Origin of the sequence: Anaeromicrobium sp. (assembly GCF_025210435.1) — a bacterium.
GTDB lineage: Bacteria > Bacillota > Clostridia > Peptostreptococcales > Thermotaleaceae > Anaeromicrobium.
Genome location: NZ_JAOART010000087.1, coordinates 1 through 24661 on the forward strand (window position 1 = coordinate 1; position 24661 = coordinate 24661).

Annotated in this window: 23 protein-coding genes; all 23 read left to right on the plus strand. The window is 30.3% G+C overall.

All coding sequences use genetic code 11. From position 1 onward, the window contains the following. Positions 1-218 precede the first annotated feature (218 nt). Positions 219-932 (plus strand): polysaccharide deacetylase family protein, encoded by a 714-nt coding sequence (locus N4A57_RS10420; RefSeq protein ID WP_293657932.1) that lies wholly within the window; start codon positions 219-221, stop codon positions 930-932. Between the two features lie 85 nt (positions 933-1017). Then, positions 1018-2280 (plus strand): M16 family metallopeptidase, encoded by a 1263-nt coding sequence (locus N4A57_RS10425; protein WP_293657933.1) that lies wholly within the window; start codon positions 1018-1020, stop codon positions 2278-2280. A gap of 90 nt (positions 2281-2370) precedes the next feature. Further along, positions 2371-2805 carry a dUTP diphosphatase gene (gene dut, locus N4A57_RS10430; RefSeq protein WP_293657934.1) on the plus strand — a complete coding sequence of 145 codons (435 nt, stop codon included), beginning with the start codon at positions 2371-2373 and terminating at the stop codon, positions 2803-2805. A 298-nt stretch (positions 2806-3103) separates the two neighbouring features. Further along, complete coding sequence (locus N4A57_RS10435) at positions 3104-3346, plus strand: YlmC/YmxH family sporulation protein (RefSeq protein WP_293657935.1); 243 nt, start codon at positions 3104-3106, stop codon at positions 3344-3346. Positions 3347-3558: 212 nt separating this feature from the next. Then, positions 3559-4779, plus strand: coding sequence for an aspartate kinase (gene dapG / locus N4A57_RS10440; protein ID WP_293657936.1), 1221 nt, complete (start codon positions 3559-3561; stop codon positions 4777-4779). Positions 4780-5063: 284 nt separating this feature from the next. Further along, positions 5064-5768 carry an ATP-dependent Clp protease proteolytic subunit gene (locus tag N4A57_RS10445; protein WP_330671504.1) on the plus strand — a complete coding sequence of 235 codons (705 nt, stop codon included), beginning with the start codon at positions 5064-5066 and terminating at the stop codon, positions 5766-5768. A 334-nt stretch (positions 5769-6102) separates the two neighbouring features. Beyond that, a complete protein-coding gene (locus tag N4A57_RS10450) occupies positions 6103-8373 on the plus strand; it encodes a DNA translocase FtsK (RefSeq protein WP_293657938.1) in 2271 nt (756 codons plus the stop codon). Beyond that, positions 8374-9432 (plus strand): tRNA 2-selenouridine(34) synthase MnmH, encoded by a 1059-nt coding sequence (gene mnmH / locus N4A57_RS10455; RefSeq protein WP_293657939.1) that lies wholly within the window; start codon positions 8374-8376, stop codon positions 9430-9432. Positions 9433-9434: 2 nt separating this feature from the next. Continuing rightward, on the plus strand, positions 9435-10772 hold the full coding sequence (rimO, locus tag N4A57_RS10460) for a 30S ribosomal protein S12 methylthiotransferase RimO (RefSeq protein WP_293657940.1): 1338 nt from the start codon (positions 9435-9437) through the stop codon (positions 10770-10772). Continuing rightward, positions 10759-11298 carry a CDP-diacylglycerol--glycerol-3-phosphate 3-phosphatidyltransferase gene (gene pgsA / locus N4A57_RS10465; RefSeq protein ID WP_293657941.1) on the plus strand — a complete coding sequence of 180 codons (540 nt, stop codon included), beginning with the start codon at positions 10759-10761 and terminating at the stop codon, positions 11296-11298. The genes rimO and pgsA overlap by 14 nt, the downstream gene beginning before the upstream one ends. A 58-nt stretch (positions 11299-11356) precedes the next feature. Further along, positions 11357-12592 carry a competence/damage-inducible protein A gene (locus tag N4A57_RS10470; RefSeq protein ID WP_293657942.1) on the plus strand — a complete coding sequence of 412 codons (1236 nt, stop codon included), beginning with the start codon at positions 11357-11359 and terminating at the stop codon, positions 12590-12592. Between the two features lie 111 nt (positions 12593-12703). Continuing rightward, the gene (recA, locus tag N4A57_RS10475; RefSeq protein ID WP_293657943.1) at positions 12704-13765 is read left to right on the plus strand and encodes a recombinase RecA; all 1062 of its coding nucleotides are present in this window, start codon (positions 12704-12706) and stop codon (positions 13763-13765) included. Positions 13766-14011: 246 nt separating this feature from the next. Further along, positions 14012-15133 carry a putative cytokinetic ring protein SteA gene (steA, locus tag N4A57_RS10480; RefSeq protein ID WP_293657944.1) on the plus strand — a complete coding sequence of 374 codons (1122 nt, stop codon included), beginning with the start codon at positions 14012-14014 and terminating at the stop codon, positions 15131-15133. 12 nt (positions 15134-15145) lie between these two features. Then, positions 15146-15997 (plus strand): copper transporter, encoded by an 852-nt coding sequence (locus tag N4A57_RS10485; protein WP_293657945.1) that lies wholly within the window; start codon positions 15146-15148, stop codon positions 15995-15997. Between the two features lie 12 nt (positions 15998-16009). Then, on the plus strand, positions 16010-16696 hold the full coding sequence (locus N4A57_RS10490; protein ID WP_293657946.1) for a glycosyltransferase family 2 protein: 687 nt from the start codon (positions 16010-16012) through the stop codon (positions 16694-16696). Further along, positions 16690-17505 (plus strand): glycosyl transferase, encoded by an 816-nt coding sequence (locus N4A57_RS10495; protein ID WP_293657947.1) that lies wholly within the window; start codon positions 16690-16692, stop codon positions 17503-17505. The genes N4A57_RS10490 and N4A57_RS10495 overlap by 7 nt, the downstream gene beginning before the upstream one ends. Positions 17506-17520: 15 nt before the next feature. After that, positions 17521-18600, plus strand: a complete 1080-nt coding sequence (locus tag N4A57_RS10500) for a DUF3866 family protein (protein ID WP_293657948.1) — start codon at positions 17521-17523, stop codon at positions 18598-18600. 239 nt (positions 18601-18839) lie between these two features. Next, positions 18840-19481 carry a stage II sporulation protein M gene (gene spoIIM, locus N4A57_RS10505; RefSeq protein WP_293657949.1) on the plus strand — a complete coding sequence of 214 codons (642 nt, stop codon included), beginning with the start codon at positions 18840-18842 and terminating at the stop codon, positions 19479-19481. Positions 19482-19690: 209 nt separating this feature from the next. Continuing rightward, on the plus strand, positions 19691-20572 hold the full coding sequence (xerD, locus tag N4A57_RS10510) for a site-specific tyrosine recombinase XerD (RefSeq protein WP_293657950.1): 882 nt from the start codon (positions 19691-19693) through the stop codon (positions 20570-20572). 100 nt (positions 20573-20672) lie between these two features. After that, positions 20673-21839: a phosphopentomutase gene (locus tag N4A57_RS10515; protein WP_293657993.1), complete on the plus strand. Its 1167-nt coding sequence runs from the start codon at positions 20673-20675 to the stop codon at positions 21837-21839. A gap of 164 nt (positions 21840-22003) precedes the next feature. Further along, positions 22004-23167 (plus strand): D-alanyl-D-alanine carboxypeptidase family protein, encoded by a 1164-nt coding sequence (locus tag N4A57_RS10520; protein WP_293657951.1) that lies wholly within the window; start codon positions 22004-22006, stop codon positions 23165-23167. Positions 23168-23352: 185 nt separating this feature from the next. Beyond that, positions 23353-24096: a segregation and condensation protein A gene (locus N4A57_RS10525; RefSeq protein ID WP_293657952.1), complete on the plus strand. Its 744-nt coding sequence runs from the start codon at positions 23353-23355 to the stop codon at positions 24094-24096. Between the two features lie 3 nt (positions 24097-24099). Next, positions 24100-24624 carry an SMC-Scp complex subunit ScpB gene (scpB, locus tag N4A57_RS10530; protein ID WP_293657953.1) on the plus strand — a complete coding sequence of 175 codons (525 nt, stop codon included), beginning with the start codon at positions 24100-24102 and terminating at the stop codon, positions 24622-24624. Positions 24625-24661 lie beyond the last annotated feature (37 nt).

The following is a 24661-nucleotide window of genomic DNA, read 5'->3' on the forward strand; positions in this document are numbered from 1 at the left end:
GATAGTAGTTGAAAAATATGGTATAAATTTAACAGGATAAGTATGCAGCCAATCACTGGAATAATAATCCATTATAAGAATATTATTCAATTGTATGACTGCATACTAGTTTGGAAATATATGTTGTACGAAATATGAGATGTAAAATTGAATTCCATTTCACAAATCTATAGAATAATAAATTTTTTAGTTGAATATAGTTTAAAGGGGGGGATAGTATGAGGATTTACATTGTGTCTAGGAAAAAAATCTATATATGTATTTTTATAATTATACTAATAATAGGAGCAATTTCTATGTTAGGCTATAGGAGTAAAGGCGTTTGGAATGAATATAAAACAGAGCCCATAAGGAAGGTTGAGGTGAATTCAAAAAAAATGGCCTTTACATGCAATGTGGATTGGGGTGGAGAACATATTCCTAAGATGTTGGAAATATTTAAAGAAAATAATATTAAAGTAACCTTTTTTATAACGGGAAGATGGGCAGAGAAAAATAGAGAATTATTGGTAAAGATAAAGGAAGAGGGACATGAAATTGGGAATCATGGATATTCACATAAACTACCCACTAAAACAAATAAAAAAGAGAATATAAAGGAAATAAAAAGGACAGAAGAAGCCATATACAAGGCTTTATCTCATAAAACCAATCTATTTGCTCCACCAGCAGGTGATTATAATAAAGAAACCTTAGAGATTGCTGAAAATCTAGGATATAAGGTGATTCTTTGGAGTGTTGATACTATTGATTGGAAAAAGGGATCTACAAAAGATATCATAATAAAAAGGGTATTTAATAAAGATCATAAAGGAGCAATACTTCTTATGCATCCAAAGGAAGAAACTATAAAGGCTCTTCCCCATATAATAAAAAAAATCAAAGAAGAGGGAATTCATATATGTACTGTTTCTGAACTTATAAATATATAGAAAAAATCTGATTTTACTTGATAATTGAGGGTGAGTAAACTATAATAACAAGTAGTTATGCCATAAAACACTCTAGGAGGAAACTATGTACAAAAAGTTTAAATTAAGTAATGGTACGAGAATTATTATGGAAAAAATTCCTCATGTAAAATCTATTTCCTTAGGCATATGGGTTAATGTGGGATCGGTAGATGAAACAGTGGAAAATAATGGAATTACCCATTTTATAGAACATATGCTTTTTAAAGGGACTAAAAATAGAAGTGCAAAGGAGATAGCAGCAGCTATTGACGATATCGGTGGTCAACTAAATGCATTTACTGGAAAAGAATGCACATGCTATTATGCTAAGGTATTAGACTCCCATATAAACATAGCAGTGGACGTTCTTTCAGATATGGTATTTAATTCATCATTAGATGAAAGGGAAATTGAAAAGGAAAAAAATGTTGTATTAGAAGAAATAAGTATGTATGAAGATTCTCCAGAAGAGAATGCTCATGATCTACTATTTAAAACCATATATAAAGATGATTCTTTAGGTTATCCCATATTAGGAACAAGAGATATTATATCAAATTTAACAAGGGATAAACTAGTAGAACATATGGAAAAATTTTATGTTCCAGAGAACATGGTTATTTCTGTAGCGGGAAATTTTGACGAAAAATATTTAATAAATATGTTAGAGGAAAAAATAATTTCTATAGGGAAAAAGAAAAATATCCAACTGAAGAATGATAAAGAAAAACCTAATTTTAATAGGGAAATTGGAATGAAGTATAAGGATATAGAACAATTACACTTATGCATAGGCCTTGAGAGTTTTTCAATGGGAAGTGAAAATGTATACCCTTTGCTAGTTATGAACACCATATTTGGTGGTAGCATGAGTTCTAGATTATTTCAAAATATAAGGGAAGATAAGGGATTAGCATATTCAGTATTCTCTTACCCCACATCCTACAGAAATTCAGGAATATTTACCATATATGCTGGTATAAATCCAAAGCAATTAGAAAAAGTGTGTCTAAGTATAAGAGAAGAAATTGACCTGATAAAAAATAAGGGATTAGGAAAAGAAGAACTATTAAAAGCCAAGGAACAACTAAAGGGAAGTTATATATTAGGATTAGAAGGTACAAGTAGTAGAATGATGGGAATTGGGAAAAGTGAACTTTTATTAAATAGGGTATATACCCAAAAGGAAGTTTTAGATAAAATTGATAATATAGAGATGGACCATATTAAAAGGGTAATTGATAAAATATTTTCAAAGGAGAATATGTCCGTATCTTTAGTTGGAAATATAGATAAGGATATTAATATTAAAAAGTATTTATATTAAAAGAGAATAGGTTGGGCTACTGACAAGATCCAAAGGAAAAATTTGAATATTGTTAGTAGCCTAAAAATTTGTATAGGAGAGGAATAGATAATGACAAAAGTTAAAATAGTAGTTAAAGAAGGAGCACAAATACCTAAGTATGAAACTGATGGATCTGCTGGAATGGATTTAAGAGCATATATTAAAGAAGATATTATAATAAAACCAGGGAAAAGAAGGTTGGTGGAAACAGGAATACATATACAATTATCACAGGGAACAGAGGCACAAGTTAGGGCTAGGAGTGGACTTGCTATGAAATATGGTATAGGAGTAATCAACGGGGTAGGCACTGTAGATAGTGATTATAGGGGAGAAATAAAAGTTCCTTTAGTTAATTGGGGAGAAGAGGATTTCATAGTTAAAAATGGTGATAGGATAGCTCAATTGGTAATATGTAAATATGAAAAGATAAACTGGGAAGAAGTCCAAAATTTAGAGGATACTTTACGTGGAACAGGTGGATTTGGACATACAGGAATATAATGAGTATACACTTAATATAATTAAAGGAGGGTGTTATAGATTTCTGGTGTATAAACTTGCTTTATATGGGCCTATTTCAGGAAACCATTGAAAATCTTTTCCACCCAAGTCCTTGTCACAAGCGAAAGTGTGAATCTTCGTATATAGGTTCATGTGTCATGTTGGAGTAGCATAGGATGTTGTGACGTTCCAGGGTTTCAAAGATTTTCAATAGTTTCCCTTATAGGCAAGTTACTGTATAAAACAAATTTACAACCAATAAATCTATAGAGAAATATAGTAAACAGGAGGAATAGGGATGAGGTTGAGTGAACTTGGGGGGAAAGAAATAGTAAACTTAACAGATGGAGCTAGATTAGGAATGCTTGGAGAATGTGATCTGCTTATTAATGAGAAAACAGGGAAAATAAAAGCCATACTAGTTCCAGACTATAAAAGTCAGTTTTCATTTTTCTATGACAGAAATTTTTTAGAAGTTCCATGGGAATGTGTAAAAAAGATAGGAAATGATATGATTATTGTAGAATTAGAGGAACTTTAACAGGTTGGTAAAATTTATTACCAATCTTTTTTTGTACCCTAAAATGTTTTCACATATAAAATTCCCAAAAGTGAGTATATACACATACTATTATATTACAGGAAGTCAAAGGTTTGAAATAATTTAAAACTTTGATGGGAACTACATTGAAGTATATTAGACTATATGCTGTTTTCGTGCTAATATATGTATAGATAGTTAGGAGGAAAAGTATGGACATAATCGTACAAAAATTTGGGGGAACATCTGTAGCCACAGAAGAATTAAGAAAGAAAGTAGCATCAAAGGTAGTGGCAACTAAGGAATCAGGAAAAAATCCAATCGTAGTAGTATCAGCCATTGGTAGACGAGGGGATAAATACGCTACAGATACTTTGGTTAATATGGCCACTTCTGTATACGATGGGGATAATGCTAGAGATTTAGATATTATAATGTCTGTTGGTGAAATTATATCATCTGTAATACTTTCTAATACCATAAAGGCAATGGGATATGAAGCACAAGCTGTAACTGGATTTCAAGCAGGTATAATAACAGATAATCATTTTGGAGATGCAGATGTTTTAAAAGTTGATAATAAATATTTGATGGATTTACTTAACAAAGGAATAATACCTGTAGTAGCAGGATTTCAAGGTGTTACTGAAACTGGAGAGATTACAACTCTAGGAAGAGGCGGTAGTGATACTACAGCAGCTATTTTAGGAGAAGCTCTACAGGCAAAGTGTGTGGAAATATATACGGATGTGGATGGCGTAATGACGGCAGATCCTAGGGTTGTGACAAAGGCAAGAGTAATAGATGAAATTGATTATGAGGAAATATATCAAATGGCTGATGAGGGAGCTAAGGTGGTTCACCCAAGGGCTGTGGCTGTGGCTAAAAGGTCTAATATTCCCATGAAAGTAAAAAATACATTAAATGAAAGTAAAGGTACTATTATAATACAAAAAAATCATTATCTTAGGAAGTTTAGAAAGTCTTTAGAAGAGGACAATGTAATTAGGGCAATAGCTCATAAAAACAATATTTCTCAGGTGAGCGTATATTTTAATGATAATATGGAAGATAATGATATACTTATGAATAACTTAACTAAGTTTCAAGTAAGTATTGATTTAATTAACTTTTTTACAGATAAAAAAGTATTTACTATAGATAATAAGGATTTAGACAAGGTTAAAAACATAATGGGAAAAAATAAATTTGAATATAGTATTATTGAAAATTGTAGTAAGGTAACAGCCATTGGCCATAAAATAAGGGGCATTCCTGGCGTTATGGGAAAAATAGTAAAAGCCCTTTCTCATTCTGGAATTAAAATTTTACAAAGCTCTGATTCTCATACAACAATATCTTGCCTTATAAAGGAAGAACATATAGAAAAAGCAGTAAATGCTCTTCATGCAGAATTTAATTTAGACAAATAAAATAATTAAGCACCTATAAGGCATATTCAAAAAATAAATTAGTCATTTCACTGGTTATTTGAATTATTTTCTTCGTTATGGAATCGCTCACATATGTTTAATATGCTCGCTCATCATGCCTTGAAAATAATCCAAATTCCTCAGAGAACTGACTAATTTATTTCTTTCATATGCCTAATTATTTTATTTATTTTATAAAAGTCTTTTATTTTTAATAAAAGACTTTTATATTGGAAAAAATAATTTAAGATTAATTAAATTGATTGCAGAAGGGAATAATGTCAATGGAAAAGAAAGATGCGAAAAAAAATAACGAGAAGCTTGAAAATATAAAAGAAATGGGTGTAAGTAATATTCCAAGTACACAAAGTAATATTCATTGTTTAACCATAATAGGACATATAGAAGGCCATGGAGTATCTTCACCTCAAACTAAAGCTACAAAATATGAACATATAATCCCCCAATTAATTGCAGTTGAGGAAAATCCCAACATAAAGGGAATGCTTACCATTTTAAACACGGTAGGAGGAGATGTGGAAGCAGGACTAGCCTTAGCAGAAATGATATCTAGTATATCAAAACCTACAGTTTCATTAGTATTAGGAGGAGGCCACAGCATAGGAGTTCCCTTAGCTACAGCCAGTGATTATTCATATATAGCTCAAACGGCTACTATGACTGTTCATCCCATAAGAACTAATGGGTTGGTCATAGGAGCACCACAGACTTTCCAGTATTTTAAAAAAATGCAAGATAGAATAATAAATTTTATTCTTAGGACATCTACCATATCAAAGGAAAGGTTAAATGAATTAATGAGTGAAACTGATGAAATAGCCAATGATGTGGGAACTATTTTAATAGGAAAAGAAGCCGTTGATGTGGGTCTTATAAACAGTGTGGGAGGATTAAGTCATGCCATGGGAAAATTACAGGGGATGATAAAAGAAGTGGAAGAAAAAAAAGAAAATGAAAAAGAAGAATAACTATGAAGAAGTGTCTTTTTTACGGAGTAGAATAATATTTTTTCTTATGTTATAATATGAATGTCAAAGTGTTAATAGGGGAATATTAACACTTTAAATTTTGGTAAAAATAAATTTGGTCAAATGTGTAGTTATTAGAAGTTTTATACCACCCACTATTTTCCATACTATAGTTTGGGCATGATGTAAGGTTTAACCAAGTTTTGTGAAATTTTCATTTTATACATGGACTGTAGGAATAGGTATTTTATTATATAGTTTCTGGCACAGTTAAACCTGTGCTTTTTTATAATTTGTATGAAAAAACTTTCACTATATGTTAAGGAGAGAACTTATGACAAAGAAAAGGAGAACAGCAAAAAAAGAAAATAAAGAGTTTAAGTCCATATTAATAATTTTTATAGGAATCTTTATATATATATGTTTAACTTATAACTCTGTGGGACAAATTGGAAATTTAATAAAAAGAAATTTAATGGCCTTATTTTCTACAACATCCTATGTACTACCATTAGTGATAATACTATTTGGAATACTATCTTTATTTAATAAAAAAGAATTTTTAAATCATAAAGTCAAATATTTTGTAGTCATTATGTACATATGTTATTTAATTCTATTTACTTTATACAGTAGAGAATATATCCCAGAAAAATTTTTTCATATGAGTAATATAAAGAATATGTACATACAAGGAACTAATGGCATTGGTGGAGGATTAATTGGTAATTTTATAGGTTATAATAGTATAAAATTACTAGGTGTTAATGGTACTTATTTTTTAGTAATATCCGTAATAATACTTTCATTAATATCATTATTAAATCTTTCTTTAATAGATATATTTGAATTTTTAAGGGAGATCTTAGAAAAAGGAATAATAGTCCTTAAGAATGTAGTGGTTTCTTTTGTTATGGTATCAGATAAGCCAAAGAAGAAAAGGGAAAAGAAAGTAAGACAAAATAAAAGAATAGAGCCTAAAGTTGAAGGTATTGTTGAAGAAAAATCCATGAATGAAAAGATAAAAATCCTAGATTTTACAAAAGAATTTGAAGAAGAAAAAATAATAGATACTAATATGAAGAAAAAATCTAATAAAATTAAAGAAACTAAAGGACATGTAAAGGATGAGGAAATAGAAATAAAAATAGATACGGATAAAAATGAAGAAAAAGAATATATTATTCCATCTGTAGATCTATTAGAAAAAAAGTCTAAGAAAAACAATCAAAATGATAAAAAGGAAATTTTAGGGAAAGCCAGTATACTAGAACAAACTCTAGATAATTTTGGTGTTGAAGCTAAAGTTGTGCAAGTTAGTAAAGGCCCTAGTATAACTAGATATGAAATTCAACCAAGTCCTGGAGTAAAGGTAAGTAAAATCGTGAACCTTTCAGATGATATAGCCCTTAACCTAGCAGCCTCTAATATTCGAATTGAAGCTCCTATACCAGGAAAGGCAGCTGTAGGTATAGAAGTTCCTAATGATGAAGTATCTATGGTTACAATAAGAGAAGTTATAGAGAGTGAACAATTTTTAAGTAGCACATCAAAGGTTAGTTTTGTATTAGGAAAGGATATAGCAGGAAATCCCATCGTAACGGATTTGTCAAAAATGCCCCATATGTTAATAGCTGGAGCTACTGGGTCTGGTAAGAGTGTATGTGTAAATGCCATAATAAATAGTATTTTATACAAGGCAAAACCTAATGAAGTAAAGGTTTTATTAATAGATCCAAAGGTAGTAGAACTTAGTACCTACAATGGAATTCCCCATTTACTAATACCAGTAGTTACAGATCCTAATAAGGCATCTAGTGCATTAAATTGGGCTGTTGCAGAAATGACTAGAAGATATAAGTCCTTTGCAGAAAATAATGTACGGGATATAGGTGGATATAACAAAAAAATGAAAGAATTGGAAGATGAAATTTTTCCACAAATTGTAATTATAATCGACGAACTAGCTGACTTAATGATGGTATCCCCATCACAAGTGGAAGATAGCATATGTAGATTAGCTCAAATGGCTAGAGCAGCAGGTATTCATTTGATTGTAGCTACTCAAAGACCTTCTGTGGATGTAATCACAGGGGTAATTAAGGCCAATATACCATCTAGAATAGCTTTTTCTGTATCTTCCCAAGCAGATTCCAGGACCATATTAGATATGGGAGGTGCTGAAAAACTATTAGGAAAGGGAGATATGTTATTTTATCCAGTTGGATCAGCTAAGCCCATACGAGTTCAAGGTGCTTTTATATCTGACTCTGAGGTTGAAAAGGTGGTTGGTTTTGTGAAAAATCAATCAGAAGAAAATAATTATAAAGAAGATATTATAGACAATTTTCAAAAGGCTAGTATGGAATCCAACAAGGAGGTAGATCCAGTTTTAAAGGAAGCTATAGAGTTAGTTGTGAATTCGGGACAAGCATCCATATCTATGCTTCAAAGAAGGTTTAGAATAGGATATAATAGAGCAGCTAGGCTCATAGATGAATTAGAAGAAAGAAATATAGTAGGCCCCCACGAGGGTAGCAAACCAAGGAAGGTTTTAATGACAAAAGAAGAATTAGAAACAATACGAGCAGAAGAAGGGGTTTAGATGGTAAAAACTATAGATATTAAAGATGTACTAAAAATGAAAGACATTCTACTTATAGACGTAAGGTCTCAGGTAGAATATGAGGATGGCACTATTCTAAATGCTATTAATATTCCCATACTAGATAATGAGGAGAGGGCCATGGTAGGAACCATATATAAAAAAGAGTGTACAGAAAAGGCCACTTTAATGGGAATTGAGTACGGATCTAAGAAATTAGTTTCCATATACGAAAGTATAAAAGGTTATTCTAAGGAATATAAAAATATAGTTTTCTTTTGCTATAGGGGTGGAATGAGAAGTAAAAGTGTATGTTCCTTTGTACAAATGATGGGGATTAAAAATGTATTCCAACTAACAGGTGGATATAAAAGTTATAGAAATACTGTGGTGAACTTTTTAGAAAAAAACATTTATGACTATAATTTTATAATGATACATGGATTAACAGGAGTAGGAAAAACCCACATATTAGAGAAATTACATGAAAGAGGTAAAAGTGTATTAGATTTAGAAAAATTGGCTAACAACAGTGGATCAGTTTTTGGGAATATAATGTATAATGAAAAATTACCTACTCAAAAGAACTTTGATGCAGGAATTTTTCACACCCTACGGGGATTAAAAGACAAAAATGTATATGTGGAAAGTGAAAGTAAAAGGATAGGAAATGTAATAATACTTAACCATATATTTGAAAAAATAATAAGTGATAAACACATATTAGTGGAAACTAATATGGAAAACAGAATTACTAATATAAAAAAAGATTATATAAATGGAATAGAAGATAATGAACAAAAGTTAAAGGATGCAATAGAACATCTAAGAAAAAGACTTGGGAACGTAAATGTGAATATGTTAATTGAAAAAATAGATAAGAAGGAGTACGACCATGTTATAGAGTATTTAATTAAAAATTATTATGATCCACTTTATAAGTATTCCATTGATAAATTTAGAGAATATGATTACGAAGCAAATTACTTATCCATGGATAAAGTAGTAGACGAAATAATAAAATTTGTAGAAGATATAACTGGTGAAGGGAGAAATTAACAATGAAATTAAGGGTATATATTGAAACATTAGGATGTGCTAAAAATCAAGTAGACTCAGAAGTGATGATGGGGCTTTTAAAAGAACATGGATTTTTATTAGAAATGGAAGAAGACAGGGCAGATATTATAATAGTAAACACCTGTGGATTTATAAATGATGCAAAGCAAGAATCTATAGACACTATACTTTCTTTAGCTAAATATAAAGAACATGGAAATTGCAAATTGTTAATAGTAGCTGGATGTTTAGGAGAAAGATATAATGATGAATTATTAAAGGAATTACCAGAAGTAGATGGAATTGTGGGAACTGGAAACTTTCCTCAGGTTGTTGACATTGTAAATAGTACATTAAAGGGAGAAAGAACTAGCAAGCATGGAGATATAAATGTGGTATTTGATGAAAATATGCCAAGAATATTAGGAACACCTTCCTATAGTGCATATTTAAAAATTGCTGAAGGTTGTGACAACCTATGTACTTATTGTATTATTCCAAAATTAAGGGGTAAATATAGAAGTAGAGAAATGAAGGATATAATAGGAGAAGCAAAATCATTAGCATCACAAGGTGTTAAAGAATTAATCATAATAGCACAAGATACTTCAAACTATGGAATAGATTTGTATGGAGAAATTAAAATAGGGGATCTTTTAGATGAATTAAATAAAATTGAGGGTATTAAATGGATTAGAATACTGTATTGTTATCCAGAAAAAATAGATGATAAGCTTATAGAATCCATGAGTAGAAATGAAAAGGTATGCAAATATATAGATATGCCAATACAACACTGTAGTGATAATATATTAAAATTAATGAATAGAAAAACAAGTAAAGAACATATAGAAACTGTAATAAAGAAATTAAGAGAAAAAATAGGAGATATTAGTATAAGAACTACCTTAATAGTAGGTTTTCCTGGGGAGACAGAAGAAGACTTTTTAGAGTTAAAGGATTTTGTTAAAAGGATGAGATTCGATAGATTAGGAGTATTTCCTTACTCTAAAGAAGAGGGAACATCGGCTGAAAAGCTTCCAAATCAAGTGGAAGAAGATATAAAGATATCTAGACAAGAGGAGATAATGGATATACAAAAAAATATATCCTTTGAGAAAAATAATGAGAAAATAGGTAATATTTATGATATACTTATAGAAGAAAAAGAAGCAGAAAATGTATATGCTGGAAGAAGCATGTATGATATTCCTGATGTAGATGGAATAGTGTATGTTAACTCTGAGGTTGATTTAAAGGAAGGCCAAATAGTAAAAACAGAGATAACAGATGCTTTCGAATATGATTTAATAGGGGAGATGCTTGATGAATCTTGCTAACAAACTGACGATTGTAAGGATATTTTTAGTACCAGTTTTCATGATATTTCTATTAAATGAGATCACTTATGGTGTATATATAGCTGCATTTGTATTTACTGTAGCAGCCATAACAGATACTTTAGATGGATATATTGCTCGAAGTAGGAATCAGGTTACTAAATTTGGTAAGTTTATGGACCCACTTGCAGATAAGTTGTTAGTTACAGCAGCTTTAGTTTGTTTAGTACAAATGGATCAACTTCCAGCTTGGATTGTTGTTGTGATTATTTCACGAGAATATGCCATAAGTATTTTAAGGGCAGTTGCTGCATCAGAAGGTATTGTAATAGCAGCAAGCGTTTATGGCAAGCTAAAGACCATAACACAGATAGTTGCCATAATAGCCATATTATTAGATAATTATCCTTTTAGTTTAATAGGATTTCCATTTAGCACTATTGCTCTTTGGATAGCGGTTATTTTAACTATTGTATCTGGAGTTGATTACATATACTTAAATAGGCATATACTTAAACAAGGATAAAAAGCAGCTATGCTGCTTTTTTTAATTACTAGAAATAGATTAGTTTAGGAGGGATATTATGAAATGTGCAATTTTAAGCATTGGAACAGAACTATTAATGGGACAAATATTAAATACTAATAGTAAATATCTATCAGAGGAACTAAACAATTTAGGAATTGGAGTATATTATCACCATACGGTTGGGGATAATCCTAAGAGACTTGAGGCTTTAATAAGGGAGACTTTCAAGAATGTGGATATGATCATAACTACAGGAGGATTAGGTCCTACTCAAGACGATTTGACTAAGGAAATTATTAGCAAAGTATTTGACAGGGAAATGATGAAGGACGAGTACTCATATGGTAAAATAAGAGATTATTTTAATAACAGGAAAAAAATCATGTCCAAAAATAATATTAGACAAGCATACATGCCTAAGAACTCCATAATACTTGAAAATAATTATGGTACTGCTCCAGGATTTATTATAGATGACAAAGAAAAAATAATCATATGTCTACCGGGGCCTCCTAAAGAAATGAAAAATATGTTTAATGATCAGGTAATGAAATATCTAATGAAAAAAGCTAAAAATTATATATACTCAAAAACTATTAGATTATTTGGAATAGGAGAATCTTTGTTAGAAGAAAAAATAATGGATCTAATTGAAAATCAAGAGAATCCTACTATAGCTACTTATGCCAAAGAAGGGGAAGTAAGCATAAGAATTACATCAAGTAGTAAGGATGAAGATGAAGCTAAATATTTAGTAAATAATATGATAAAAAATATATATGAAAAAGTGGGCCAATATATATATAGCACGGATAATGAAGAACTAATAGATGTGGTAGTAAAGAAACTTAAGGAAAAATCTTTAACCATATCATTAGCTGAATCATGTACTGGTGGAATGATAGGATCAAAATTTACAGATATACCCGGCATATCAAGTTCTTTTGATAGAAGTTTAGTAACCTATTCTAATATGGCTAAGGAAGAAGAATTGGGTGTTAAGAAGCACATATTAGAAGAATTTGGAGCTGTTAGTCGCCAAACGGCTGAAAGTATGGCAATGGGTTTAAAAAGAAAAACTAAAAGTAATATATGCTTATCAGTAACTGGCATAGCAGGGCCTGATGGAGGAACGGAGGAAAAACCTGTAGGATTAGTATATATATGCCTTTTATATGGAAAAACTATGGTAACAAGACGTTTCCACTTTAGTGGAGATAGGAATAAAATAAGAACATATACTCTGCTTAGTAGTCTAAATATGATAAAAGAAGTATTGGAAAGAGGGTAAAATATTGTAATATTTTTATTGACTTTAGGGGAATAATAAATTATAATCTAATCAGAACATCTGTTCGGTAAAAGGAAGGTGGTGAAAGTCAGAATTTATTCTGACTAATATATGGATCAAAAAAAGAGAGCATTAGAAATGGCCATGGGCCAAATTGAAAAGCAATTTGGTAAAGGTTCTATTATGAAATTAGGAGAAGAGAGCGTAAGGATGAATGTTGAATCAATTTCAACAGGATCATTAGACTTAGATATAGCAACAGGTATAGGTGGAATACCAAAGGGAAGAATTATTGAAATATATGGGCCAGAATCATCTGGTAAGACTACAGTGGCCCTACATGCCATTGCAGAGGCACAAAAAAAAGGTGGAGTTGCAGCATTTATAGATGCAGAACATGCACTAGATCCTGTGTATGCAAGAAACTTAGGAGTTAATATAGATGAACTTGTAGTATCCCAACCGGATACGGGAGAACAAGGATTAGAAATATGTGAAGCTTTAGTAAGAAGTGGTGCTGTAGATATAATTGTAGTAGATTCAGTAGCAGCTCTAGTACCAAAGGCTGAAATACAAGGGGATATGGGAGACTCTCATGTGGGACTACAGGCTAGATTAATGTCTCAGGCTCTAAGAAAATTAGCCGGTATAATTAATAAATCTAAGACTTCAACCATATTCATTAATCAGTTAAGAGAAAAGGTAGGAGTAATGTTTGGTAATCCTGAAACTACTACTGGTGGAAGGGCTCTTAAATTTTATTCATCCGTAAGACTTGATGTAAGAAGAGTTGAAGCAATAAAGCAAGGAGATACTATATTAGGAAATAGAACTAAAGTGAAGGTTGTTAAAAATAAAGTAGCACCTCCCTTTAGAATCGCAGAATTTGACATAATGTATGGAAAGGGTATTTCTGCAGAAGGAAATATATTAGACTGTGCTGTCAAATCTGAAATAATTAAGAAATCTGGATCTTGGTATAGCTACAACGATAAAAAGCTAGGTCAAGGAAGGGAAAATGTGAAAAAGTTTTTAGAAGAAAATCCAGATTTTGCAGTAAATGTGGAGAATAAAATAAGAGAGAAACACAATCTTCCCTTAAAGGATGTACCTGCTGTTAAAGATGAAAGACCAGCAAAGGAAAAAAAATCAGAAAAAAAAGATGAGAAATAAAAACCTACATGTGTAGGTTTTTTTCTTTGTATAGTTGATTCGAAAGATATGTTCCGAGTAGGAAAAAATAGGCTTATTAATTTAAAAAATAATTAATAAGCCTATTTCAAATTATAAATAATTTTGAATAATAAAACATTAGCATTAAATGGTATTGAATATTCTTTTTATGATATAATTAATATTTGTATTGTATGAATAATTAAAATAGACAAATACTAATAAAAAAACTATCGGAGGAAATATATGTTAATAAAATCAACTGTAAGAGTTGACAAGAAGACAAAGACTTTAGTAAATAGACTACAACAGGGAGAAATCGCTGTAATAAATCATGAGGATATAGATGAAGTTGCTGCAAATTCTCTAGTTAATTGTAAACCTGTCCTAATAATAAATGGAGCAAAGAGTATAAGTGGAAGATATGAAAATTTAGGGCCAGGAATTATAAATGGAGCAGGAATTCCCATATTAGATAATATAGGACAAGAAGCCTTTGATAAAATATCAGAAAATGACCATATAGAAGTAATAGATGGAAATATATATGTAAAAGGCACATATATAGGGCAAGGGGAATTATTAACAGAGGATGTAATTGCAAAAAAATTAAAAGAAACTAGTAAAAATTTTGAAAAAGAACTTAATAAATTTGTTGAAAATACTTTAGAATATGCTCAAAAGGAAAAGGACTTGTTCCTTGAAAATTTAGAGATTCCAAAGGTTAAAACTAAGTTTAAAAATACACATACTCTAGTAGTTGTAAGAGGTCAAAATTATAAAGAAGACCTAAAGGCCATAAGAACCTATATAGACGAGTTTAACCCAGTATTAATAGGAGTAGATGGTGGCGGTGATGCCTTAATGGAGTTTGGATATACACCCCATATGATAGTGGGAGATATGGATAGTATATCTGATGAATGTTTAAGAATGTGCCAAGAATTAGTAGTCCATGCATATCCTGATGGAAGGGCTCCTGGTCTAAAGAGAATAAATGAACTTGGTCTAAATGCAATTACTTTTCCAGCACCTGGAACTAGTGAAGATTTAGCCATGTTATTGGCCTTCCACTATGAAACAGACTTAATTGTAGCTGTGGGAACCCATTCTAATATGGTAGATTTTTTAGAAAAGGGAAGAAAGGGTATGGCGAGTACTTTTTTAGTTAGATTAAAAGTAGGATCTAAATTAATAGATGCTAAGGGTGTAAGTAAATTATATAGAGAGAGTATAAGATTAAAGCATTTAGTGGGAGTAATTGTAGGTGCCATAATTCCCATATTTATTGTAGGTGCATTTTCACCTCCAGGGAGACAATTGTTAAAATTACTACTAATGAAGCTTAAATTTGCTTTTCCAATATAAAGGAGGATTATCATGGTAATAAATGTAAAATACTATGTTATAACTATAGTTGCAATATTTTTAGCAATTGGAATTGGTATATTCATAGGTATAATGTTAGATGGCCAAGATCTAATAGTAAAGCAACAGGAAGATATATTAAAGCAGGTAGAAGATAGGTTTGATGAATTTAAGGTTAAGCAGGACGAATTACAAGAAAGTGTTGCCAAATTAAATAATGAAAATGAAAATAATGTTAAATTTTTAAATACTATTTTCCCTAACCTAGTAAAAGATAGGCTAACAGGTTATAAAGTTATGATAATAGAAACTAGTGAACACATATCCTATTCAGAAATAGATGATACTTTACAAAAAAGTGGAGCTGAAAGTATTTCTAAGCTAATAATAAAGAATAAATTTTTATCATCTGAAAATCGAATAACTGAAAATCCTGAAGGAGAAAGTGTAGAAAGAGTAAATATTGATCAATTGTTAAATGGCATATTCATAGAAAAAAACCAGGATCTAATTAAAAAATATGTAGAAGATGAGATTATTCAATTAAATGGTGAAATTAACATGGAATTTGATTACATAATTTTAGCAGGGGAAGATAATGAAGAATTAAAGTTATTTGAGAGTATAGAAAAGCCTATAATAAGTTTTTGTAAGGAAAATAATATGGGAATAATAGCTGTTGAAAAAACTAATAACGATGTATCTAAAATTAAAGAGTATAAAAAGCTAGGACTATCTACTGTAGATAATATAGATACAACCATGGGAAAAATATCTTTAGTAATGATTCTAACAGGAGAAACTGGAAATTATGGACAAAAGAAAACAGCTGACAAATTAGCTCCTCAGTGGTTTAAGGAATAGGAGATGATATAAGTGAAAAAACATATTACAGTGTTAATTCCAGTTTATAATGAAGAAAAACGAATAAAATCAACTATTGATAGTTTAAAAAATAGCATTTATATTGATCAAATAGTAGTTATTGACGATGGTTCAACAGATAATACGGTGGGCACCTTAAAAAATGAACCTGTACTATTATATAGTTTAGGAAAAAATTGTGGAAAAGGCCATGCCATGAATTATGGAATAGAAAAAGTTATGGATAATAGTAAAATAATATGTTTCTTAGATGGGGATATAGGTCATACATCCATAGAATTAGACAAGCTAATAAAGCCTCTAGTGGAAAATGAAGCAGATTGTACAATAGGAAAATTTCCATCTCCTAAGAAAAAGGGAGGAGTAGGTCTTGTTAAGAAATTAGCTAAAGAAGGGGTGAAATTTTATACGGGTGAAGAGATTCATTCATCCCTATCAGGGCAAAGGGCTTTTAAGAGTGAGGTTCTGAAGGATTTAGGGAAAATGGAATTTGGATATGGGGTAGAAGTTGGAATGACCATAGATATACTAAATAAAGGATATAAGATAGAGGAGATTCCTGTGAATATGACCCATAGGGAAACGGGAAGGGACTTAAAAGGTTTTATCCATAGGGGAAAACAATTTTTACACATACTATATGTTCTAGGAAAAAGGCGAGGGGATAGAAAATGCTAAATTATATAGTATATTTTATAGGAGCATACATAATAACCAGATTTAGTATAAAAAAAATTCTTTTCTTGCTAGAGACTGGAGATGCAACTAGGGAAAACTATAGAAAAGAAAAAATTCCTGTAAGTAGTGGAATATTTTTTGTACCTCTTATTATTGTGAACTCTATTTTTATTATTTTATTAGAAAAAAATATAGAAATTATTCCCTTAAGTATTTTTTTAATAGGTACTATTACTATGGCATTCTTAGGACTATGTGATGATTTGTTAGGAAATAGGAATATAACAGGTCTTAAGGGGCACTTACTATATATATTAAAGGGGAAATTATCTACAGGTGGTCTGAAAGCTGTAATAGGTGGAGCAGTGGCTTTCACAATTAGTTTGCTAATGAGTAAGGAATATGTGGATGTGGTAGTTAATACATTGGTAATAGCTCTTTTTACAAATTTTATAAATTTATTGGACCTAAGACCAGGAAGAGCTATAAAAGGTTTTTTAGTATGTAGCTTAATAGTTTTTGTATATCCCATAAATTATATGGTTAAAAATTACATATATACCTTATATGGTGGAATATTAGCATATGTTAAGTATGATTTAAAGGCTAAATCCATGTTAGGAGATGTGGGTTCAAATTTAATGGGAGTAAGTTTAGGAATACTATGGGTATATAATACGGGTATAGAAATTAGAAGTATTGTCTTAGTTTTTTTGATTTTGATTCATCTATACGCTGAAAAATACTCTATCACTAAAACTATAGAAAAAGTAAGCCTATTAAAGTATATAGATGACCTAGGAAGATAGGGTGGTGTTATAAAAATGATGAGTATAAAAATAGGTACAGTAGAAAAAATCATTAAGGACAAAGATCATATAAGTGAGCTTTTGGTAAAAATAAATAATGAGGATTGTAAAGCTGTATTATACAAAGAACTAACTAACAATGTGGCTGTGGGAGATAGGGTTTTACTAAATACTACAGCTGTAGAGCTGAGTTTAGGTACAGGTGGAAATCACTTTGTCATATGCAATTTAGAGGATTGTGAGAGGAATTTAAGGCCTGGTGGTCATATTATGAAACTTAGATATACACCATATCAATTAAAGGTCTTTGCAGCAGAAGAACAGGACAGTGAGTACCATGATTTATTTAATCAATTTAAATCTTTAAATAAAACACCTGTAATAATAGGAACATTACACAGTATGTTAGTTCCTATTAGTTTCATGGCAAAACACTTAGATAATCAATTGAAAATAGTATATATAATGACTGATGGAGCAGCATTACCTATTAATTTAAGTAAAGCTGTAGATAGTTTAAAGAATAAAAAAATAATTGAAAAGACAATCACAGTTGGAAATTCCTTTGGTGGGGATTTAGAATGTGTAAATATATATAATGGGTTAATTGCGGCAAAGGAAATAGAAAAGGCCGATTTAATAGTAGTTACTATGGGGCCAGGGATAACTGGTACGGGAACTAAATATGGATTCACAGGGGTAGAACAAGGCCAAATAATTGATGCGGTAAATACACTAGGTGGAATACCTGTTGCCATACCAAGAATTAGCTTTGCAGATAAACGAAAAAGGCATAGGGGAATTAGTCACCATTCCATTACAGTGTTAAAAGAAATTTGCAAAACTAAAGCATATATACCAATACCAAAATTCAATAATGGTAATGATAATGTTTTAATAAATCAACTTTTAGAAAATAATATAGATAAAAAACATGAAATAAAATATTATAATGTGGAGTATATAGATGAAGTTCTTAGTGCCTGTCCATTTAATATGAGAAGTATGGGACGAAATTATATGGAAGATAGAGAATACTTTATAACAGCTGCATTATCATCTAAAATGGCTATTGATTTAATTCAGAATCAATAAGATCTTTTAATGTAGAAAAATCTTTTGATACAATTTCTAAAGCTTCTAGAAGTTCTTTAACTTTTCCTACTAAAAAAAATTTATTATTACATATTATTTTATGCACATTTAAGAACTCCTTCCCTGTATACTTTTATAATATGCAGGGAAAATTTAAAATATGAAAAAAATAGACAAGTCATAAAGATGTCCCCTTTTGCATAATATTCTATAAGGTAATATGGAAAGGGGGCATTATAATGGTTAGAAACTTTAAAAATTTAATATATTCCCACATAGAAACCAATACAGGAATTTATTTTTTAGTCATATTATTTTTTGTAGTGGGTGTTTCAGGTGGTGCATTTACGGTAAAAGCTCTAGGAGATGTACAAAGGCAAGAATTAATGAATTACATGAAAAATTTTTTCTATGTATTAGACAATAACAAGATAGAAGGAAGTATGGTATTAAAACAATCCATAATGAATAATTTTCAGACTATAATATTAATGTGGCTTTTAGGCATAACTATTATAGGAATACCCTTTATATTAATAATAGTTTTAATAAGAGGACTAGTAGTGGGATTTACCATAAGCTTTATAATAAGGGAATTAGGAATTAGGGGTATTGCTTTTTCAGCAGTATCTATATTACCACAAAATCTAATAATAATTCCATCCATAATAATTGTGGCAGTTTTAGGTATTTCCTTTGGAAAAACTTTTGTTCAGAATAAATTTTTAAAGTATAATCATAATAAATATTCACCACTTAAGAAAATAATCGCTTATAGTAGCTTAGTCTGTTTTATATTTTTTTTAACTTTATTTGGATGTATTATTGAAGCATATGTGTCACCTGTTTTAATGGGGCTTTTGACAAATTCTGTAATATAGATTTTGGATATAAATTTGAAAAAGCACTTTACATTATGAGTTTTAATTTTTATAATTTTAAGTGAAGCAACTATAATAAATTAGGTTTCATTTAAGTATTAGCTAGAGAGGTCCCTTGAAAAGAGAGAAGATTATTTATAAAAACATTTTGAGAAATAGATAAATATTTAATAAAATAAATATAGTATAAGATAAAAGGGGACAAGTTTATGAATGAGTATGTTGAGAATTTTATAGATTACATAACTAATGAAAGAGAATTATCAAAAAACACTTTAGATTCATATAAAAGAGATATATATCAATTCATGCTTTTTTTAGACACTATGAAAATAGGAAATATAGATGATGTGACAAAGACAAACATAATAACTTATATGATTCATTTAAAGAAAGCTGGAAGGGCAACTTCTACTATTTCTAGAAATTTAGCTTCTATAAGATCTTTTTTTCAGTATTTATTTGCTAAAAGGCATATATCTAAAAATCCTACTTTGAATTTAGAATCTCCAAAGGGAGAAAAGAAACTTCCCACAATTCTAACCATTGAAGAAATAGAGCTTTTGTTAGATCAACCTAATATTCATAAACAAAAGGGAATTAGGGATAAGGCCATGTTAGAACTATTATACGCAACGGGAATTAGGGTTTCTGAGTTGGTAGAATTAACTATAGAAGATGTAAACTTAAGTATGAGTTACTTAAAGTGCAACAAAACTAATAAAGAAAGAATAATTCCAATGGGGTCTATGGCTTTAGAAGCACTAAAAAATTACTTGGAAAATTGCAGGGACCAAATGGTTAAAGAAGATGAGGAATCTTTATTTGTAAATGTTAAAGGAAAACCCATGTCAAGACAGGGATTTTGGAAGATAATCAAAAAGTATGCCCACAATGCTCAAATAAAAAAAACTATCACTCCTCAAGTTTTAAGACATTCCTTTGCAATACATCTTCTACAAAATGGTGCAGATTTAAAATCTATACAAAAGATGTTAGGTCATTCAGATATATCTACTACTAATATATATGCTTTAATAAATAGTAAAAAAATTAATGAAGTCTATACAAAGGCCCACCCAAGGGCATAAATTAAAATTGCTAGAAAATTTCAAATCTTATATTACTCAATTACTTTATAAATTAATGGGTATAATATTTGTAATAGAAAACAAAGGAGGCAATAAGGTGATTAATAGAACAACTATTATAATATTAGACAGTGTAGGAATAGGAGCATTACCAGATTCCAAATCCTATGGTGATGAGGGGGTTAACACTCTTGAAAATATAGCAAAGGTATGTGGTGGAATAAAATTACCTAATCTAGTGGAGTTAGGCCTAGGTAACATAGATGGTATTGAAAATATAGATAAAGTTTTAAATCCAAAGGGAGCCTATGGTAAGGCTGATGAAATCTCAAAGGGAAAAGATACTACTACAGGCCATTGGGAAATTGTTGGTTTAAAGATAGAAGAACCATTTAAAACATACCCAGATGGATTTCCAAAGCATATAATAGAAAAGTTTGAAGAAAAAATAGGCAGGAAAGTACTAGGAAACAAGGTGGCTTCAGGAACAGAAATAATCAAGGAATTAGGACCAGAACATGTTGAAACAGGAAATCCTATAGTGTACACTTCGGCAGATAGTGTATTTCAAGTGGCAGCCCATGAAGGTGTAATTCCCCTTGACGAACTTTATGAAATTTGCTCAACTGCTAGGGAAATGCTAAGGGGTGAAGATCAGGTTGCAAGAGTTATAGCTAGACCATTTATTGGGGAAATAGGAAACTTTACAAGAACTGCGAATAGAAGGGATTACTCATTAAAACCTTTTGATAAAACTGTCCTTGATTTTGCAAAAGAAAAGGGACTAGATGTAATTGCAGTAGGTAAAATAGAGGATATATTTGATGGACAAGGAATAACGGAAGCTGTCCATACGAAGAGTAATATGGATGGAGTAGATAAGACTATAGAGTATCTAAAGGCAGATAACAAAGGTATAATATTTACAAATCTTGTAGATTTTGATGCTAAATTTGGACATAGAAGAAATCCAGAAGGATACAAGGAAGCCCTAGAAGAATTTGATAAAAGAATGCCTGAAATAATAGAAAGCTTAAAGGAAGATGATCTATTAATAATAACAGCAGATCATGGAAACGATCCTACATACAAGGGAACAGATCATACCAGAGAATATATTCCTATCCTAGTATACGGAAAGAATGTTAAATCGGCAGTTAATTTAGGGATTAGAAAATCTTTTGCTGATATAGGAGCAACTATAGCAGATATACTAGATACACAAATACCTAAAAATGGAGAGAGTTTTAAAGATATGATCATATAATAAATAGAGATATGAAAGAGATGGTAATCTTTTTCATATCTCTTATTTTTTTAAAAATAACTTGTTACTTTTGAGAAAAACTTTAATTATTCAACAACCTATTGAATAAGTATATTAATGGGTGGAAAAGCTAAAATTAAAATCATGCTTAAGGAGGGAAAACATTGAAAAAATATTCAATAAAAATAGTCATTTATATAATGTTATTTATGTTAATATTCACTGGCCAGATGAGTCTAGTATGGGCAAATCCCTTTGATGTAGATGCTAGATCTGCTATTTTAATGGATCCATGTAGTGGAAAAGTCATATATGAAAAAAATCCTAATGATAAATTGCCTCCAGCTAGTGTAACAAAAATAATGACTATGTTAATCACCATGGAAGAAATTGATTCAGGAAATATAGACTTAACAGATAAGGTGACCATAAGCGAACATGCTTCTAGTATGGGAGGAAGTCAGCTATATATGGAACCGGGAGAAGTAAGAACAGTAGAAGAGTTAATGAAAGGTATTGCAGTTGCATCTGCCAATGATGGATGTGTGGCTATGGCTGAGTTCATATCAGGTTCAGAAGAAGTATTTGTTAAGAGAATGAATGATAAGGCTAAAGAATTGGGTATGAATAATACTCAGTTTATGAATACTAATGGATTGCCAGAGGAAGGTCATTATACAACAGCATATGATATTGCTTTAATGTCTAAGGAATTATTAAAACACCCTAAGATACATAAATGGTTAACCATATGGATGGACACTCTAACAGTTGGATTACCTAACAAGAAAAAAACTGTTCTACAACTTACTAATACTAATAAATTAATTAGATTCTATAAAGGAGCAAATGGCATAAAGACAGGTTACACATCTGATGCAAAATACTGTCTATCAGCCTCAGCTAAAAAAAATGGTTTTAGCTTAATAGCCATAATTCTAGGTAGTCCCACATCAAAGATTAGATTTGCTGAAGCCAGTAAATTATTAAATTATGGATTTTCAAATTATAGTATGGTAAATGTTGCTAAGAAAAATCAGATTATGGGACAAATAAGGGTTGATAAAGGAAAGGTAGAATATATAAACGTCATTGCAAAGGATAATGTGGGAACCACAGTAAAAAAGGGCCAAGAGAAGGAAGTACATAAGGAAGTTGTAATACAAAAAAGCATAAAAGCTCCATTAAAAGCTGGTAGTAAGGTTGGATATATATCCTTATCATTAAAAGGAAAAGAAATAACTAAGATAGATTTAGTGGCAGAAAAGGATGTGAAAAAAGCCAATATATTAGATATATTTACTCGATTGAGTGATAATTTATTATGAAAAAATCTTACAATGAATAATTATAATTAAAATACCTAATAGATATTATATAGCCCCTATAAGTGGAAAGATATTGTCCACTAATAGGGGTTTTATAGTTCATAAATGGGGACAGGAGAGTGTAAAATGTGATATAATGGGTATCGTATATAATTTCATTAACAAATAATTTAAGAGGTGAGACTATGGCACTAAATCTCAAACTAGAAACTTTTGAAGGACCCCTTGACCTATTGTTTCACTTAATAGAAAAGGCTAAGGTTGATATATACGATATACCTATTTTTAATATAACTCAGCAATATATTGAGTACATTGATCAAATGAAAAAATTTGACTTAGAAATAACTAGTGAATTTCTAGTTATGGCTTCAACTTTAATGGAAATCAAGTCAAAAATGCTCCTACCAAATAAGAAAGAAACTCAATTAGAATTGGATTTAGAGGAAGACCCTAGACAAGAATTAATTTTAAAACTTGTAGAATATAAAAAGTTTAAGGAAGCTGCCTTGAGCTTAAAAGACAGGCAAAACTTATATAAGAAAATCTTTTATAAGGAACAAGAACAGATAGATGAATATATAATAAAAGATGTTTATGACCCCCTTGATTTAGAATTATGTATTTTGAAAGAAGCTTTCCAAAATATATTAAAAAGAAAGAAAAAAGAAGAAAGTATAAACATAGATATTCAAATTCTAAAAAGGGAAGAAATAACAATTGAAGATAAACTAAAATACATAAGGGGAAAATTACAAAGCCGTGCTCAAATAGAATTTGAAGAATTATTTTCAGATTTCTATACTAAAACTGAATTAGTGGTCACTTTCTTAGCTATACTAGAGTTAATAAAATTGAAGGTAATACGTGTTAAGCAGGATAAGGCATTTGAGAAAATACATTTAAGAAAAGTAAGTAAAGAGGTGTAACTTTTGAAGGAGGAAAAAATAAAATCTATAATAGAATCATTTTTATTCGTATGGGGTGAACCATTAGATATTAAGTTAATAAGCAAAACACTAGAACTATCACCTGCATACGTGAGAAAAGTAATAATAGATATGAAAAATATTTATGAAAAGGAAAATAGGGGTATACAAATAATAGAAGTGAACAATAAATTTCAATTATCAACTAACAAAGAAAACTATGAATATATACAAAAATTATGTACTCCACCACAAAATAAAGGACTTACTCAGGCAGCTTTAGAGGTGGTATCCATAATAGCATATAAACAACCTATAACTAGGCCAGAGATAGAGGCTATAAGGGGTGTAAAGAGTGACAAAGCCATTACTACTCTCGTAGATAGAAATTTAATATGTGAAAATGGAAGACTTGATAAACCAGGTAAGCCCATATTATATATAACTACTGACGAATTTTTAAGATCTTTTGGTATAAATAACTTGGAATCATTACCAACTTTAGAAGATGAAGAAATGGGAAATTAGAGCATGAAATTATTTTCATGCTTTTTTTTTATATTAA